Here is a 16,551-nt window from a genome sequence, read left to right on the forward strand (position 1 = left end):
CAAAGGAACCTCTTGATTTGCTCTCATAAATTGAACAAACTCCTATACCACCTGTAATTTACTAAAAGCAGGTTTAATAAACTCGTCCTTATCCTCTAAACTAATATAACCCAGATTAACAGCTAAATCCATTAATTCAGTTAAAAACCGTTTTAACTCATCTAGAACTTCTTGTCTATTTAGCATAACTAATTTTTCCTCTGTTGAATAACCAAACTCTCTTAAATAACATTTAATTTCATTGCCAACAGGTACGAGTTTAATAATTAACCAATAACTTTCAGCAAAATCTAAGCGAATTGTTTTCCCTTGTTCTAATTCTCTTATTTGTTCATTAAATCTATCTTCTAATAACATGCAAATATCAGGATCTAAAAAAACATTAAACCTTGTTTCTCCTACTTGAAAAATTACCTTACTATCCCATTCATAGCAAAACTTTCTTAACCCTAATTCAAAATCTGATAATTCCCCTAAAGGATCGTCAGGTGGATCCGCAAAATTTTCTAAATTTCTCTCAGCTAATTTTATTTTAAACTGCTCTATTTTAGTCATTTTTACCTCCGTAGCCTAGTACCCTAAAACCTGATACCATATTTGAGTTTAACATAAAATCTTCAGCTCGTTCTTTGGGGTGTGCCCCCTGCGGCGGAGTCAGTGAATGAAAAAAAACTAAATTACCGTAGTATAATCAAAATCAGAGACACCCTCTGAAAAATCACCCAAATATTTGAAAACTCCTTTGCGCCCTTTGCGTTAAAAAAAACTAAAACACCAAACCATGGAATGCCCAAACTGCGGTACTATAATCCAAATCGGAGATCGCTTTTGTGAAGAATGCGGTACGTCTCTTGTCGCCAAAAATACCACCGGAGGATGTGCTAAGTGTGGTGCGGGTGCGATAGATTCAGAAGGATATTGTTCTAATTGTGGTTTCCGCAGTGAAGTTAGGGAAAGTGACTATGTGGAAGTTAATGTCAATTCTAGTTTAGCTGGAGTTTGCGATCGCGGATTGAAGCGTCACCGGAATGAAGATTATCTGGCTTGTGCTAAAATTGATGGTAAAAATATTTATGTTTTAGTGGTTTGTGATGGGGTTTCTAGTTCTCAGTCACCGGAGTTAGCGGCTAAAGCTGCTGCTGAGATTGCTTGTCAATCCCTAACTACAGGAGGGGTAGTGGATGTGGCAGCGATGAAAGATGCGATCGCATCTGCTTTATTATCTGTATGTAAGATTCCTTATAATAATAGATCCGACGATCCACCATCCACTACTATTGTAGCTGCGATCGCTTCGTTAGTAGTAGGCGCTTCAGCGCCCTCCCTACCAAAACTCACTGCTACAATTGGCTGGATGGGAGATAGTCGCGCTTATTGGATTTCTCCATCTACTTCCCGACAACTGACTGCGGATCATTCTTGGTTAAATGATGTGGTTTCATCAGGAAAAATGACGGCAGCAGAGGCGAAATTATCACCCAATGCCCATGCAATTAGTCGTTGGGTAGGGGCGGATATTCCGGATGATCTGGAACCTTCTATTATTCAGTTTAATAGTTCTGAGTCGGGATGTCTATTGTTGTGTACGGATGGATTATGGAATTATGCGCCACAAGCTGAACAAATTGCTGCTCTTGTTCAATCTACAATAGATATAGATGCCCTTGGGGTGTCGCGTCGGTTGGTGGATTTTGCTAGGGGGAAGGGGGGGAATGATAATATTACAGTGGCGGTTTTGTCTGTGGCATAACAATATATTTCTGAATTATAATAGTGGAGAAATGAAGGAGAATGGGGGAGTAATACCGAATTTATTGGTGTTAAAAAAAAACCATATTTTCACTATCAAAAACCCCATGTCCACCCAATTCAAAGCCGAAGTATTCCAAAACTAATACCTACCCCAAGGAGCAAAAGAAGTCCATGCGATTATGACAGTTTCCGTTCGCATTTCTAAGTCTAGCTAATTTTAGTTTTCCCAACTGAGTAATGTTTTTTCTAAAATGTCCTACTCCCTTTCCCCTGTGAAAATAGTGAATTATTTAAACACTAAGACACTAAGGAAGGGAAATGATATTCTTGGCTAAATCGCTTTCGGGCTGGAGAAGAGATGATACTGTATTAAAGTAGATCGGAATAGGGTATAAAAACGGCAAAAGGTTATTAGCCCCCCTTTGGATTATTCTACCACGATCGCTGAAATGACGCAAATTCGTAAATTGTTGAGAATTATTTTTAATAATTTCAACGAAGTTAAGGAATCAGATTATTGTTCGGAATGTGGTGTAAAAATTCAGGGTGGAGTTGAACTACCATTAGGAAATAATTCGCTAATATCAACAGTGCTGCAAACAGATAATTTTGTCATCACTTGCCCCGATTGTACGGCAATACACGAACCCGATAGCGATGATGCAATCTCTCAGGGTTTTCAAGATCTAGATGGCTTTGAAATCAGTACTCCAGTTGTCGCTGTTGCTATCTCTTTGTTGACATTATTTGGATTGATGCCACGGATTAAGGAGTATTCGGAATATTTTTTTTTAACACAGAGGTACACAGAGGGCAACACAGAGGTACACAGAGGTACACAGAGAATAAGACAGAGGTATCCAGAGGGTTTTCGGGATAAATTCGTTTTTACTCAATATCTAATTCTAAATACTGAGGAGGTACAGAAGAAACTAACCAAACTCCATTATCAGAACAATAAAATGTATAACCATCTCTCTGCATCGCCATCGCATTTACTCTAAATATTACAGGAAGACCATGCCTTGCGCCAACCTTTTTCGCAGTCCCCATATCGCCAGATAAATGGACATGATGGCGGGACATTTTCCGCAAACCCTCCCGCAAAATTGACTTTACCGCCTTATTTCCCGTACCATGATAAAGTACATCTGGCGGAATCGCAGCTTCCAACTGCAAATCAATCTCTACACTATGCCCTTGATTAGCCCGAATTCTAGTACCAGTATCATCAAAAGAAAACCGTTGTTTATCATTATGGGCAACAACTTCCTTTAACTCAGTACGACTAAGAGCAAAAGAATCCCGTCTACAAGCATCCAATAATTCATCCACATCAACCCACCCCCCAGGCGCAAGCGTTAAACCAATTTTATCAGGATGATGCCGCAAATGATAACTCAAATACTTACTAATTTTAACCAGTCGAGAATCCTTCATATTTGGTTATTAGTTATTTGTTTAGAAAAATACTTCTCAAAACCCTCTGCGTACCTCTGTGCCAACCTCTGCGTACCTCTGTGTTAAAAAAAATCCCCATTATCATCCCCATAACCTCAATATCATCAATCAACAATCTCCACCACTTTAACCATAACCTCCCCCTCCCCAAGCTTAACTTGTAACTCCTCCCCCACAACCAACCCAGATACCGATCGCAAAATTGTACCATCATTCCCTCTAACTACCGCATAACCCCGTTTCAACACATTATTCGGATCGAGTGTTGCTAACTTTTGCCGCAGAAATTCACACTCCTGATGCCCTTGACTTAAACGCCTAGATGTGGATTTAATTAACTCCTGCTTCAGGATGGCGATCGCATTTTTCTGTACCTGTAATTTTCTGTCAAGTGGTAGCGGTTGCAATCGCTCTTTCAGATAATCTAACCGATGGCGATATTTTCCTAAAACCTCCATTACCCCCTGAGAAAGAGCGCGTTTTCGCTCCTGATGTTGGGCAATCAAAGTACTTAATTCTGGCACGGCTGTTGCGGCTACAGCGGTGGGAGTATGTACGGAAACATCTGCGGCTAAATCTGCCAAAGACTCATCTCTTTCATGCCCAATGCCTGTGAGTACCGGAATGGAGCAATTTGCGATCGCTCTCACCACCCGTTCATCATTAAAACAAGCCAAATCCTCCGTTGCACCACCGCCTCGTGATATTATTAATAATTGCGCTCTCCCATCCCTTTCAACTCGCTCAATTGCTTTAACTATTGATTCTGGTGCTGTTTCTCCCTGTACTTGGGCAGGTGATAATAAAACTTTTAATCCCGGATATCGATAGTATAGAGTCTGTTGAATATCGCCCCAAGCTGCTGCTTGAGGTGAAGTAACAACTGCTATAATTTGGGGATTAATTGGTAAATTACGCTTACGTTGCGCCGCAAATAATCCTTCTGCTGCTAATTGATTCCGAAGTTGATTGTAGCGTAATGATTGGAAGCCCTCACCTCCTGGTAAAGCCTGCCAAACTGCTATTTGATATTCTCCTCGTTGCGGATAAATCCGGATACTACCTAAAACAATAAGTTGTTCTCCTGACTGTGGTAACTGGACTAATTTACTAATTTGACTTTGCCAGACTACACATTTAATTGATGCTTTCGTATTGGGATCTTGGAGGGTAAAAAATATACCGCTGCGATGTTTAGATGTACTGGAAACTTCTCCAATTACCCAAGCCCGGCGGAGTTGCTCGTCTTCTTCTAATAATTCTTGAATATAGTCGGTTAAACTGGCAACTGATAGAGTTGTTTCTAGTATCTGAGTAGAGGAAGTTGATGAATTCATTATACCTTACGATTTTATCTGTGACCTTTGAGGATGATTCTTTGATCGGGGAATTAGAATTTCCTCCAGAGTATCAATATAACAATTATATCCTGAATTTCTGTAAGAAACAAAGACAACCTTCTCAACAGAAGTATCTTGCTCCAAAAATGCCCTCACTTCAGTCACAGTGATTCTCGCTCCTCTCTCTATCAGAAAGTTCAATAACTTCCATTCTTTCACGCATTAACTTATTCTTCATCCTATAGTCATCCATCCTAGCGATGCCCTATAATAGTCTTGATGCGCTCGGCGCTACCGAATCGCACTAGGCGGTGCGATCGCAATATTAGTCGAGTTGGGCAGGCAAGAGGTAAAGTGAGGGAGACCACACAGTCCCGTTCCTCTCTCAATCATTTGTTACAATACTCAGCCCCACAGTCATTCACCGAAGTCAGCGCTAAAATAGAACAGATGATCCACTCTGATTCCCAAAATGGCTCCTAAAACATCCATGGCTACCCCAATCACGAACAGCCCTGAAAAGGAAAAAGCCCTAAACTTGGTGCTAACCCAAATAGAGCGGACCTTTGGCAAAGGTTCCATCATGCGCTTGGGCGATGCTACCCGCATGAGAGTAGAAACCATCTCCAGCGGCGCAATTACCCTGGATTTAGCCTTGGGCGGTGGTTTACCAAAAGGGCGCGTGATTGAGATTTACGGACCTGAAAGTTCTGGTAAAACAACTCTCGCCTTACATGCAGTAGCAGAAGTCCAGAAAAATGGTGGGGTGGCGGCGTTTGTAGATGCCGAACACGCCCTCGATCCCACTTACTCTGCTGCTTTGGGGGTTGATATTGCCAACCTCTTAGTTTCTCAACCCGATAACGGCGAGTCGGCGCTAGAAATAGTAGATCAGCTAGTCCGCTCTTCAGCAGTAGATATTGTCGTAATTGACTCAGTAGCCGCCTTAGTTCCTCGTGCCGAAATCGAAGGCGAAATGGGCGATACTCAGGTAGGTTTGCAAGCGCGTCTGATGAGCAAAGCGCTCCGTAAAATTGCCGGGAATATTGGTCGCTCCGGCTGTACTGTCATTTTCCTCAACCAGTTGCGCCAAAAAATCGGTGTTACTTACGGTTCACCAGAAGTGACAACAGGCGGTAATGCGCTAAAGTTTTATGCGTCAGTTCGTCTGGATATTCGTCGAATTCAAACTCTCAAAAAAGGCAATGAAGGCGAATACGGAATCCGCGCCAAAGTCAAGGTTGCCAAGAATAAAGTTGCTCCGCCTTTCCGCATTGCTGAGTTTGATATTATCTTTGGACAAGGAATTTCTAGTTTGGGGTGTTTAGTTGACTTAGCTGAACAAACTGGAGTAATTGTCCGTAAGGGAGCTTGGTACAGCTACAACGGAGAAAATATTGGTCAAGGTCGCGATAATACAATGAAGTATCTGGAAGATAAATCGGAAATTGTTGATATTATCGATAAACAAGTGCGGGAGAAACTAGAGATGGGCGCTGTAGTTTCTGCTAATTCAGTTAATCCTGTTGATATTGAGGAGGAAGAGGAAATTGTTGATGATGATATGTAATTTAGAGGTCATACCGAGTTTCCTTCAAACATAGAATGTAGAGCGGGTGTCCTGTCTGTCAGCGGCATAGGGGATCCCCGCTCAATTATACTACCTGAGTATGCGCTTCGCGCAGGCTACGCCAACGGTGTTCGGTGCCCTCTCAATACTTCATCCTTCATCCTTCATCCTTTACCCTTCATCCTTCACCCTTCATCCTTTTATTGACAGATTTTCTGACTTTTGGAGACTAAAAAATCGATCTAAGATTTCCCCTCGCGCCACAGAGTTTAACTCAGGAATAGAAAAATCACTGATGCCTCTAGCTGGCGTTGCCATCGCATCCTTAAATTCTGATAAATCTTCTAAAAACCGTGAAGTTCCCTGTCGGGAATCAGTATGTTTGGGGACTGAGAGTGGATCGAATTTTGGCTGTTGTGCGGGTGATTGAGGTATGCTGGGCTTTACCGATGGGGGCGAGACTGTTGCCTCTTTAAGTTTGGTGAGGATTGCCGGAGGCACTTGATCTAAAATCTGAGTATCTTGGGATATGAAAAAGGAAAAAGCCAGATTACTCAGTCTAATGCGATCGCCATCTTTGAGCCGCATTCTGCCATGTACGGGTTCCCCATTGAGGAAGGAACCATTGGTGCTGCGCAAATCGACTAGAGAAAATCCTCGCTCGGGAATGTACTGAATTACCGCGTGATAACGAGACAAATGGGGATCGGGAATAGATATTGCCACTTGGCGATCGCGACCAATTGACCAAAGTCCTTGAGGCTGAAGGAGAATCTTGGTTTTCCCCCCTGCGAGGTTAGTCACCAGATAGGGTTGTTCGCCTTCAATCACCCCTGTCATATAATGAATAGTGCGACTAGCAAAGGTTTTATGACCTGTTCTCTCCAACTGAAGGATCTCATCCAACAGGCTGCGATGATACTGATAAAGCTTCAGAAAGATTTGGTATAAACCGAGTCGCTGTTCTATTTCCATATTAAACATGTGGTAAGGGGACGCTCGTTATATCGATACTCCGATTAAGGAGAGTTGAAAATCTTAACCATCGATTAAACTGTGACTCATTTAAGGAAGCATACCTCGACACCGCTCAAAGAAAGCTAGACAAAGTTACCTCCAAGAATTTTAATATCCAATTTAGATGCGCAGGAGCTTACCTACTCCCTATTCCCCTCTTTGTTCCAGCCGCAATAACCAAACCATCAAAGCCACAATCCCAATTTGCAATCCCAGGTTGGGAATGGCTGTAGCAACTTCTTGACCAGCAGCTAAATCAGTTAAGAATATTACTACACCAATGAAACCAGATGCACCGAAGGCCACATAAATAAATTTTCTCAATCCCCGATAGGGAGCTTTCGCCTCAGCTCTCAATCTGGCATATTTTTCCGGGCTGAGGCGCAGAGGGTTGATTTTAGGCTTGGGCGGGGGATTTTTTGAGGTTGAGTTGGTCATTTTTTGATTGACTGGGTTGGTTACTCATAAAAACACCTCCGTCGTTGGAAACTCTGTGTCTACCCTGCGGGAAGCAAGCTATAGACCAGAGAGGAAAACGCGGCAGCGGTTTTAACCGCCTACCCCGTAAAGGGTGGAGGGGTATGGTTGCCCCTCCGTGGAGATATGGTTGTCTCCAGTCTCTTTCGAGTAAAGTTAGCTTTGCCAATGTTATCGGTCGGTAACTATCCAAAAAGCACTGGTTTAACCCGTTACGCCTGTTTAACTTTTCGGTTCTAGAGCAAGGGACTAGCTTCGCATCCCCTGGTAGGTTCTTGAACACTTGCCGATAACGTAGTCCGCAAGAGACTGAGGCTGGTCAACTTCCGGGCTTCAGCTTTTTTGCTGGAAGCCCCGTGTCTTTAGACAGGGGTTGTTGACTCCCTTCTTGGGGGATTGCCAAACCCATTGCTGCTAGGGTCAGTTCGATCTTAGCCTAGCTCATCGCCAAATTCTCCTTGAATTCACAAAAATCTTTTTTCCTAATTTGTCAAAACTTGCTATAATTGTGTATCATTGTGGATCTATAGTAGGGCATTCGCTCCTTAATCATCACATTCCACAGGCTGGTGTAGCTCAGTTGGTAGAGCAGCTCACTCGTAATGAGCAGGTCGTCGGTTCAAGTCCGCTCACCAGCTTCTCTTAGAGGAAACTCAGAAGCAAGCAAGTTCTGATGATGAACTTAGAATCCCCGTGTCTTTAGACTGGGGAGTGTCAAGTCTTCTGCTTTATTTTGTCTTCCTTTCCCTTCTTGGTTGAGGGGAATTTCAATGGCAAACTCTGTCCCTTTGCCGATTTCGCTATTAACTGATAACTTTCCTTTATGTTTTTCCACAATAATTTGATAGCTAATAGTCAATCCTAAACCTGTACCGGAGCCAACGGGTTTAGTAGTAAAGAATGCGTCAAATAGTCTCCGTTGCACATCTTCTGTCATTCCCGAGCCATTATCGCTAATCCGGATAATTACGAACTCATTCTCAATTACCTCAGTTTTAATCTTAATAGTAGGAATTGAGCAAGAGGGCAGAGGTAAATTATTAGGTTCCTGAATAGTTTCCCCATCCCCCTCTTCCAGCACATCAATTGCGTTGACCAAAATATTCATAAATACTTGGTTTATTTGACCTGGATGACATCGTAATTTAGGTAAATTACCGTATTCTTTGATCACCTGAATTCTGGATTTTCCAGCCTTGGCTTTTAGGCGGTGCTGCAATAATAATATCGTGCTGTCTATACCCTCATGAATGTCAGCTAGCTTGCGATGGGCTTCATCAATATGGCAGAAATTGCGCAGCAATAGGACAATTTGGCAAATTCTTTCTGCGCCTACCTTCATTGATTTGAGCATTTGTGGCAAGTCTTCTTCTAGAAATTCTAGGTCAATTTCTTCTATTTTTTCAGTGACTTCTGGATGGGAATTACCATAATTATTATGATAAATTTTAACTAGTTCTAATAGTTGCTGGGTATATTCATTTGCGAGGCAAAGATTACTGTAGATAAAATTGAGCGGGTTATTAATTTCGTGAGCAACACCCGCTACCATCTGACCAATGCTTGACATTTTATCTGCTTGAAATAGTTGGGTTTGGGTTTGTTGTAACTTGTACAATGTCTCTTCAAGTTCTAACGCTCTTTGTCGTTCTTTGGCTTGCGATTGCAACAAATCTTCATTTTGTTCTTCCAGTTGCTTTTGCAGATTTCTTAGGGTTAGATGGGTTTTAACTCGGCACAATACTTCTGTGGGTTGAATTGGTTTAGTAATGTAATCAACTCCTCCGACATTAAATCCAGTAACTTTATCTGCTGTATCGCAGAGCGCCGTCATAAAAATGACGGGAATGTCTTGGGTTAAGATGTTTGCTTTTAATAGGCTACAGGTTTTAAATCCATCAATTCCCGGCATCATTACATCCAGCAGGATCAGATCCGGCTGACTATATTCTGCTTGCTCAATGGCACTTTCACCATCTAGCGCCACCAAAACCTTAAATCCTGCATCCGTTAAATACTCGAAGATCAACCCTAAGTTTGTCGGGTTGTCATCAACGATTAAGATCTTGCTTGTTCCATTAGTTTGCTTAGTCATATCCAGTCATTTTTTATATCCGATTCTCTTATTATTTTCTAAATAACACGATTTTAATAAGAACTTAACAATTTATTACAAATCAGGATTTATAGGAGTTCTAATATGTAGAGGATTATTTTCTCTGTTACCTGTTTGCTCTTCTCCTGTATTCACAGATCGAATAGACTGACTATATTGTTGGATAAGATCCCGTAGTAGTTTTAGCTTAAATTCTTTGGCAAGTTGACGGATTTGGCTGGCAAAAACCTCTAATTTCGGCTCCAATTTTTGAATTTTATCCCCTTGGTCAATAATTCCTTTAATGTCACCCATCTTAATAAATTCAGATAGATGAGTAAGTTCTGATGGTGGTAAAAGAGTAAGTGTCACCGGATCTAGTTGCGGTGAAATAATTTTGATAGCTCGGATATCTTCATAAATCCATTCTAGTCCTAAATGCTGAGAAATAGAGTGAAAAAGCTGCTTAGATTCCACAGGCTTAGGGATAAAACATTGACAGCCAGCGGCTAAACTTTCTTGCTGAATCGTCTGGAAAACACTTGCAGATAATGCGATGATGATCGTATCTTTAAACTGAGGTAACTTTCGCAGTCGTCTAGTAGTTTCTAATCCATCTATTTTTGGCATTACCAAATCCATTAAAATCAAATCTGGGGCAAAATCTACCGCTTTATCGAGACAGTCTTTAGCATCCACAGCTTCCTTAATTTCAAATCCTAATGGTTTTAACAGCACTCGTAACAGGGTACGATTGACTCTATTATCATCGACGATCATGACTTTGCATTTGTGCCCTTTGAATCCAACAATCCGGCGATTGGGGGGTGGTGGAGGTTCCTGCCATTGGGTAACTATAGGTAATTCTAAATCAAACCAAAATACACTCCCTTGTCCTATACTACTACTAATATAAATTTCACTATCCATCAGTTGGACTAATTTTTGACTGATACCAAGTCCGAGGCCAGTCCCTTCAGCGACGTGAGTAGAATCCCTTACTTGGTGAAAGGGCAGAAAAATTTCTGCTAATTGATGGGGGGGGATACCAATACCAGTATCTTCAATTTGAAAGCGAATTTTTTTGGTTGTTTGTTGTTGGTTGTTAGTTTTTTGTTTTTGGTTGACTGGTAAATATCCTACCTTAAATATTACGCCACCTTTGTCAGTAAATTTGATGGCATTACTAAGTAAATTGCTAAGAATTTGTCGTAACCGTTTCTCATCGGCGATGATGCCGTTAGGTAAGGGAGACAACTGTTCGTAAGTAAAGGCAATGTCTTTTTGTTCAGCACGCATCTGAAATAAATCGGCAAGACTTTTGAGGCAATTAGGTAGATGAAACTCTGTGGGGAAAAGTTCCATCTTCTGGGCTTCGATTTTAGACAGATCTAAAATATCTTCAATTAGGGTAAGTAGATGTTCCCCGCACTGGTGAATTATTTTCACACTATCCTGTTGTTCTTGGGTTAATTTATCATTATTTTTTAAGAGTTGAGTATAGCCAAAAATGCCATTAAGGGGAGTGCGAAGTTCGTGACTCATATTTGCCAAAAATTCGCTTTTGGCAAGGTTGGCGACTTCGGCGGCTTCTTTGGCTTGTTGCAGGGCAGCTTCTTGTTGTTTGCGATCGCTGATATCCATATAAGCAACCACCACCCCATAATTGGGGAGAGGAATGGGTGCAGCGGTAGCGCTTAACCAGATAATCTTTCCATCTGGTTTGACAATTCCTGATTCAAAGTTTTCAATAACTCTGTTTTCATTTAGAGCTTTCATTGTCACAAATTTATCTTGGGGAATAGGGCTACCATCTGCGCTAATAATTTGCCATCTGTTGTCATTATAATTGTATTGAATCTGTTCATCAAGGGACATGCCTAAAATTTTTTCCGAGGCGCTATTGGATTCAATTATTTCACCTTCTTTATCGGTGAGGAAAATACCGATAGGCAATATTTCAAAGAGAGTTTGATATTTTAATTGGCTTTCTCGTAAAGCTTCCTCCATCTTTTTGCGATCGCTAATATTGCGAGATATTCCCCGATAGCCACAAAACTCCTCCTTGTCATCAAAGATCGGAACACCACTAGTTTCTACGATTACTGAATGTCCATTTTTGTGGATGAAGGTATTTTCTATACAAGTAAATGGTTCATGGGAAGAAAAGATATTATCAAAAAAATGGGCAAGGCGATTCCCCTCCCGCCAATCCATGAAATTATAGGGAGTTTTGTCTTGAATTTCGGCAACATTATAACCTAATAAATCTGTAACATTGGGGCTGATGTAGCGATAAAGTTGGTTGAGATCCATTTCCCATACCCAATCGCTCGTAGTTTCTACTAAATTGCGGAATCTTTCTTCACTTTTGCGTAATTTTTCTTCAATTTGTTTCCTTTCACGAAGATCCGCTTGCTGTTCGCTAATATCAATATAGGCGATTGCTACCCCATAATCAATAATTGGAATTGGAGCGGCATTAACACTAATCCAACTAATTTCACTATTTTCCTTGACAATTCCCATTTCAATATTTTTAATAACTCGGTTCTCATGAATAGCTCTGATGCTAGCCAATTCTGAGGGTGGCATGGGAGTGCCATCGGTGCGAACAATCTTCCAGTCTGGGCTATTGTATTTCCCGTAGATTTGTTTGGTGCGGGATATGCCTAAAAGTTTTTCGGAAGCAGGATTAGATTCAATGATATTCCCTTGTCGATCTAGTATGGAAATACCAATGGGTAATATTTCAAAGAGGGTTTGATATTTGAGCTGACTTTCTCTTAATGCCTCCTCCATTTGTTTTCGTTCCTGACGTGCCGCCTGCCGTTCGTTAATATCTTCACAAACGACAGTAACATATTGGGGAGAGCCATCATTATGTTTGATGAGTGATACTGTTAAACGCCCCCAAATAATCGCACCATCTTTACGAAGATATCGTTTATCAATACTGTAGCTTTTTCGTTCACTTCGCAATAGGGAAATAAATAAATCTTGATCGAGGGATAAATCCTCTGGATGGGTAAATTTTGAAAAATGGATTCCTACTATTTCTGCTGGAGAGTAGCCGAGAAACCGACAATTAGCCTCATTGCTGCTAAGTACAAAACCATCAAGATCTACAAGAGCAATTCCTACAGATACATTATCAAAGATTGAGCGGAATCGTTCTTCACTTTCTCGCAGTGCGGCTTCTACTTGTTGACGAACTCTTTTGGATGCTTCGCTAATATCATTGTTGGGGTTTAACTCATGATTCAGATATTTTGAGTTATCCTTATCAACTTCAGAAATATCTTTAACTATGCCATCAATTCGGAGGGGATTTCCCTGAGAATTTCGACGCAATCTCCACTGATGAGATAGCCATCTAATTTCTCCACTAGGGCGAATTATTCGGTATTCTAAATTCAATATTTCTCTGGACAATAAAATAGGTACTTGGTATTCTACCCAATCGCGATCTTCAGGATGAATTACTTCTTTCCATAGATACTTATTCTCAAAAAACTCTGATAAAGATCGTCCATATACTTTTTCAGCACTGACACTTAAGAAACTTGTTTCCCAAGTCGTCGGGTTTGCTGACAAAGCCACCTCGCTAAAGGTTTCCAGAATATCCTGCAACCATTTCTGGTTTGATTGCCGTGTTTTATTCATTTTTTTATTTAGTTGTCGGTTTTCCAGGTTAGGGTTAGAGGTTAATTGCTAATTGCTAATTGCTAATTGCTGATTTTCCATCTATTCCCGATTCCAATCTCCCGATTGAGAGGGCGAGTCGATTAGGGTTATTTGTGACAATGTAGAGATTATCCTAGCAACTCGCCCCTACACTCAAAAACCCCACTCCCCACTCCCTATTCCCCTACAGCATAGCAAAAGTTGTCCATTTGTTTCGTAATGTCAAGAATTTTTTAAGTTCTCGCCAGAGGATAAACTCGATGTCATGGGAGCAATTAAACCATTAGCTGTGCCAAATAAATTAATTGGATTTTTCCCATCGGTAATTAAAACGCTTTGGATGCCAAGTGCTTCTAGGAGCCTCACTTGCATTTCTGGTCCCGCTTGGGCGATCGCAATTATCGTTTCTGCGCCAATTGCTGCTATTTTCTGCTGAAATTCGACACTAGTAATTTGAGACATTCGTTCAGCTTTTTCTATTTCCAGAGCGCTGATGGCTTGTTGATGGGCTAATTCTGCCTCCTGACGTGCTGTCAGTTGTGCTAATTCTGTTTCATAGCGGATGCGAGCAGCGTCTGCTTCTTGCTGTGCCAAATTTACGGTTAATTCCCCTTGAATCCGAGCAGATTCTGCTTTAGCTTTGGCTTCAGCGGCTGCCTTACCTGTTGCTTCAATTGCTGCATTTTCTGCTTTAAATTCTAACAGCTTTTTTCGCTCAACTTCTGCTGCACTTTGATCTACAATTACCTGTCTTTCTAATTTTGCTTTCGCTGTTTGTTCAATCCTTTCCGCATCTTGTCGTGCGGCAGCTTCTTGAGCATCGGTGGTAATTTGAATGGCAATTTGTACCGATTTTTGCAGGCTTTCTAAAGTCCGTTCATCTACAGGTTCGACGGATTGAATGTCAACATTAGTAATAACTAAGTTATTAGTTTTGAAACGTAATTCTTCTCGAATATGATCCTGTTCATCTGTACCAAATACAGCCGCCCGGATAATTCGGGCTGAATTGCGATGAAATTCATCGAATTTTTCACCTGCTACCGCACCCCGCACGCGAGAAGCAATCGCTTTACAAGCAGTATCCACAAAATCAGGTACTTGAAAAAGTTTAGCCGCCACTTGTTCATCATGTCGATCCACATCAAAATACCAGTTATAGGATAAACGTAGCTGCAGTCTGGCATGATCTGATGTCTCGACTGCGAACAAATCGGTCATAAAATCAGGACCTAATAATAAGGCTAAAGACTTGATTCGATGCGCTCTTTTTGGTACGCCACCTGATAAACTCAATACAGTAAATGCCTCATCTGGTCCCAGCATAACTAAGTCTGGACCAAATACAGTTTTAGCTGTTCTTTCCTTATAATCATGGATTTGGACTGCTGCATTTTGCGGTATATGAAATACCACTGCCCTCGTCTTATCTCGCAGCGAAACTTCCTGGGAGATGGTGGGAGTTACTAATTCCGGCTTTTCTCGATTTTTCTCCTTCATAAAATGTCGTCCCCGATCGGAAACTGGATCGATTTTTTGATCTAACAATTCTTCCACAACAGGGGAAAGTTCTTTTTCCCAAAGTTCTTCATAAGGACTTAACATATAAGCTTGGGGACCGCTGACTAATTTCAGTTCACCAGTTTGAACATCCCTTACATAAATTCCTTCATTTTTATCGAGGGGAATGGCTTGGCGTTTTTCAATTACCTCTATTTCTACGCGGGGAATGTAATCTCTCGGACCACCAATCATCCACATATCCCCAGGTTGACGTTGAATTAAATTAGTCCCTTCTCCTTCGCTCAAAGCTTCTTTAGCCTTGAGTAATAGTGCTTCCTGTTCTCCCAAAACATAAACCTGTTGAATCCCCTCTTCTAGTGACTCTCCAGGATGTAAGAAAAATGAGATTCTTCCTTGACGCACCTCTCGCATTCCTAATTGAGGTTTGCCGGAATTATCGACAGGATTGAGAACAATACACCATTCGCGATCGCCAAGTGTAGTAATTTCCACTTCTCCTACTACTTCTTCATAGACATCGGGAATGTGAATTTCGGCATCATCAAGGGTAACTAACCACTCATCACCTGCTTTTCTTTGTCTATTTAAGATATCAGTAAAAGTCCGTTTTGCTCTCAAATGTAATGCCTTTCGTTCAGTTAAAACGTAAGCATTTATAATCCCAATAAACTCTTCATCAATTCCCGGTAAATAGGCTCCTTCTTCTCGGAGCAACCATTCTTCTCCTGCTCTTCTGCGATTGCCTGTACGATCGATACAATTTTGTCTCGCTATTAAACGTAAAGCTTGATTTGTTTTAATAACTATTGCTTTTGTAGTTGCTGAAACTTGAACTTCTACGCGGGGAATATAGGTTCCTGGCCCTTCAAACAACCATTCATCTCCAGCTAAACGATTGATGGTTTGAGGTCGATCTTCTCCGTCAATATTGACTATAATAGGATCGGAAAAATCGCGAATGGCTTTAAGCCGGAGGGCTTGATTCCGTTCGACAACATGAAGTTGGGTAATCTCCCCAATTAATTCCTCATCGGGATAAAGGGGAAAAGGCTCTTGGGCAAAACGAATTTCGCGATCGCCATATCTTAGTTTAATCTGTCCATGTCCGTCAGCAATGGGTTGATTGGCTTCATCTCGCAAGACTGGATTGGCAACAATACAATAATATCGCGGTGGGACAACGATCATCGGTTCGGGTTTGAGGATGAGTCGTTCGTGATCTCGCAAAGTAATCGTTTGAGGACCGACTTCTAGGCGAGTGACACCTGTATTATTATCGAGAACATGGATAAATTGTTGGGGTTTGAGCCGGATAATACCGCTACTAGTTGTAGTTGATTCGGGTTTGCGCTCGGTGGTGTTCATTTTTCTTTCGGGATATTTTTTTTCCTTACTCTTTTCCCTTCACAAAATTATGTGGGGGCAAAGGATTGCAGCATTAACATTTCGATTTTGAGTTAAGCTTAATTCCGCAATGCTTCGCCCTGCCACCGGGAATGGAGTAGATGTATGTGGAAGGTTTTGGGGATTTTTTTTGTACCTATAGATACGATAGCAAGATAATTAAGCTAAGTTCATAAAATCTTTAAAAATAACCTTACTTTCTCCCTCCCCCATCCTCCCACTCC

The 16,551-nt window shown here is 41.3% G+C and carries 10 protein-coding genes and 1 tRNA gene; 3 read left to right on the top strand and 8 right to left on the bottom strand.

What is annotated here, in order from left to right:
* Positions 1 to 42 precede the first annotated feature (42 nt).
* Positions 43 to 555, bottom strand: coding sequence for a hypothetical protein (locus tag NJ959_RS13095; protein WP_254012198.1), 513 nt, complete (start codon positions 553 to 555; stop codon positions 43 to 45).
* A 226-nt stretch (positions 556 to 781) separates the two neighbouring features.
* Between NJ959_RS13095 and NJ959_RS13100 the strand changes: the two genes are divergently transcribed.
* Complete coding sequence (locus NJ959_RS13100; protein ID WP_254012199.1) at positions 782 to 1,750, top strand: PP2C family protein-serine/threonine phosphatase; 969 nt, start codon at positions 782 to 784, stop codon at positions 1,748 to 1,750.
* An 890-nt stretch (positions 1,751 to 2,640) separates the two neighbouring features.
* Here the strand turns inward: NJ959_RS13100 and NJ959_RS13105 are convergent.
* Together NJ959_RS13105 and xseA are read right to left on the bottom strand one after the other, a co-directional pair.
* The gene (locus NJ959_RS13105; protein WP_254012200.1) at positions 2,641 to 3,192 is read right to left on the bottom strand and encodes an RNA 2'-phosphotransferase; all 552 of its coding nucleotides are present in this window, start codon (positions 3,190 to 3,192) and stop codon (positions 2,641 to 2,643) included.
* Between the two features lie 125 nt (positions 3,193 to 3,317).
* Positions 3,318 to 4,550 (bottom strand): exodeoxyribonuclease VII large subunit, encoded by a 1,233-nt coding sequence (xseA, locus tag NJ959_RS13110; RefSeq protein ID WP_254012201.1) that lies wholly within the window; start codon positions 4,548 to 4,550, stop codon positions 3,318 to 3,320.
* 493 nt (positions 4,551 to 5,043) lie between these two features.
* Here xseA and recA point away from each other — a divergent pair, with 493 nt between their 5' ends.
* Complete coding sequence (gene recA, locus NJ959_RS13115) at positions 5,044 to 6,123, top strand: recombinase RecA (protein WP_256529150.1); 1,080 nt, start codon at positions 5,044 to 5,046, stop codon at positions 6,121 to 6,123.
* Positions 6,124 to 6,315: 192 nt separating this feature from the next.
* On the opposite strand, the gene NJ959_RS13120 is transcribed toward recA, so the two are convergent.
* Positions 6,316 to 7,098 (bottom strand): FHA domain-containing protein, encoded by a 783-nt coding sequence (locus tag NJ959_RS13120; RefSeq protein ID WP_254012202.1) that lies wholly within the window; start codon positions 7,096 to 7,098, stop codon positions 6,316 to 6,318.
* A gap of 189 nt (positions 7,099 to 7,287) precedes the next feature.
* On the bottom strand, positions 7,288 to 7,578 hold the full coding sequence (locus NJ959_RS13125) for a DUF3493 domain-containing protein (RefSeq protein ID WP_254012203.1): 291 nt from the start codon (positions 7,576 to 7,578) through the stop codon (positions 7,288 to 7,290).
* A gap of 604 nt (positions 7,579 to 8,182) precedes the next feature.
* Between NJ959_RS13125 and NJ959_RS13130 the strand changes: the two genes are divergently transcribed.
* Positions 8,183 to 8,255: transfer RNA gene (locus NJ959_RS13130), tRNA-Thr, on the top strand.
* Positions 8,256 to 8,299: 44 nt separating this feature from the next.
* Here the strand turns inward: NJ959_RS13130 and NJ959_RS13135 are convergent.
* From NJ959_RS13135 to NJ959_RS13145, 3 genes are all read right to left on the bottom strand, one after another.
* Positions 8,300 to 9,712 (bottom strand): sensor histidine kinase, encoded by a 1,413-nt coding sequence (locus tag NJ959_RS13135; protein WP_254012204.1) that lies wholly within the window; start codon positions 9,710 to 9,712, stop codon positions 8,300 to 8,302.
* A gap of 75 nt (positions 9,713 to 9,787) precedes the next feature.
* A complete protein-coding gene (locus NJ959_RS13140) occupies positions 9,788 to 13,378 on the bottom strand; it encodes a PAS domain S-box protein (protein WP_254012205.1) in 3,591 nt (1,196 codons plus the stop codon).
* Between the two features lie 243 nt (positions 13,379 to 13,621).
* Complete coding sequence (locus NJ959_RS13145) at positions 13,622 to 16,288, bottom strand: colicin uptake protein (protein ID WP_254012206.1); 2,667 nt, start codon at positions 16,286 to 16,288, stop codon at positions 13,622 to 13,624.
* Between the last annotated feature and the right edge of the window lie 263 nt (positions 16,289 to 16,551).

Source organism: Limnofasciculus baicalensis BBK-W-15 (assembly GCF_024178385.1).
Classification (GTDB): Bacteria; Cyanobacteriota; Cyanobacteriia; order Cyanobacteriales; family Coleofasciculaceae; genus Limnofasciculus; species Limnofasciculus baicalensis.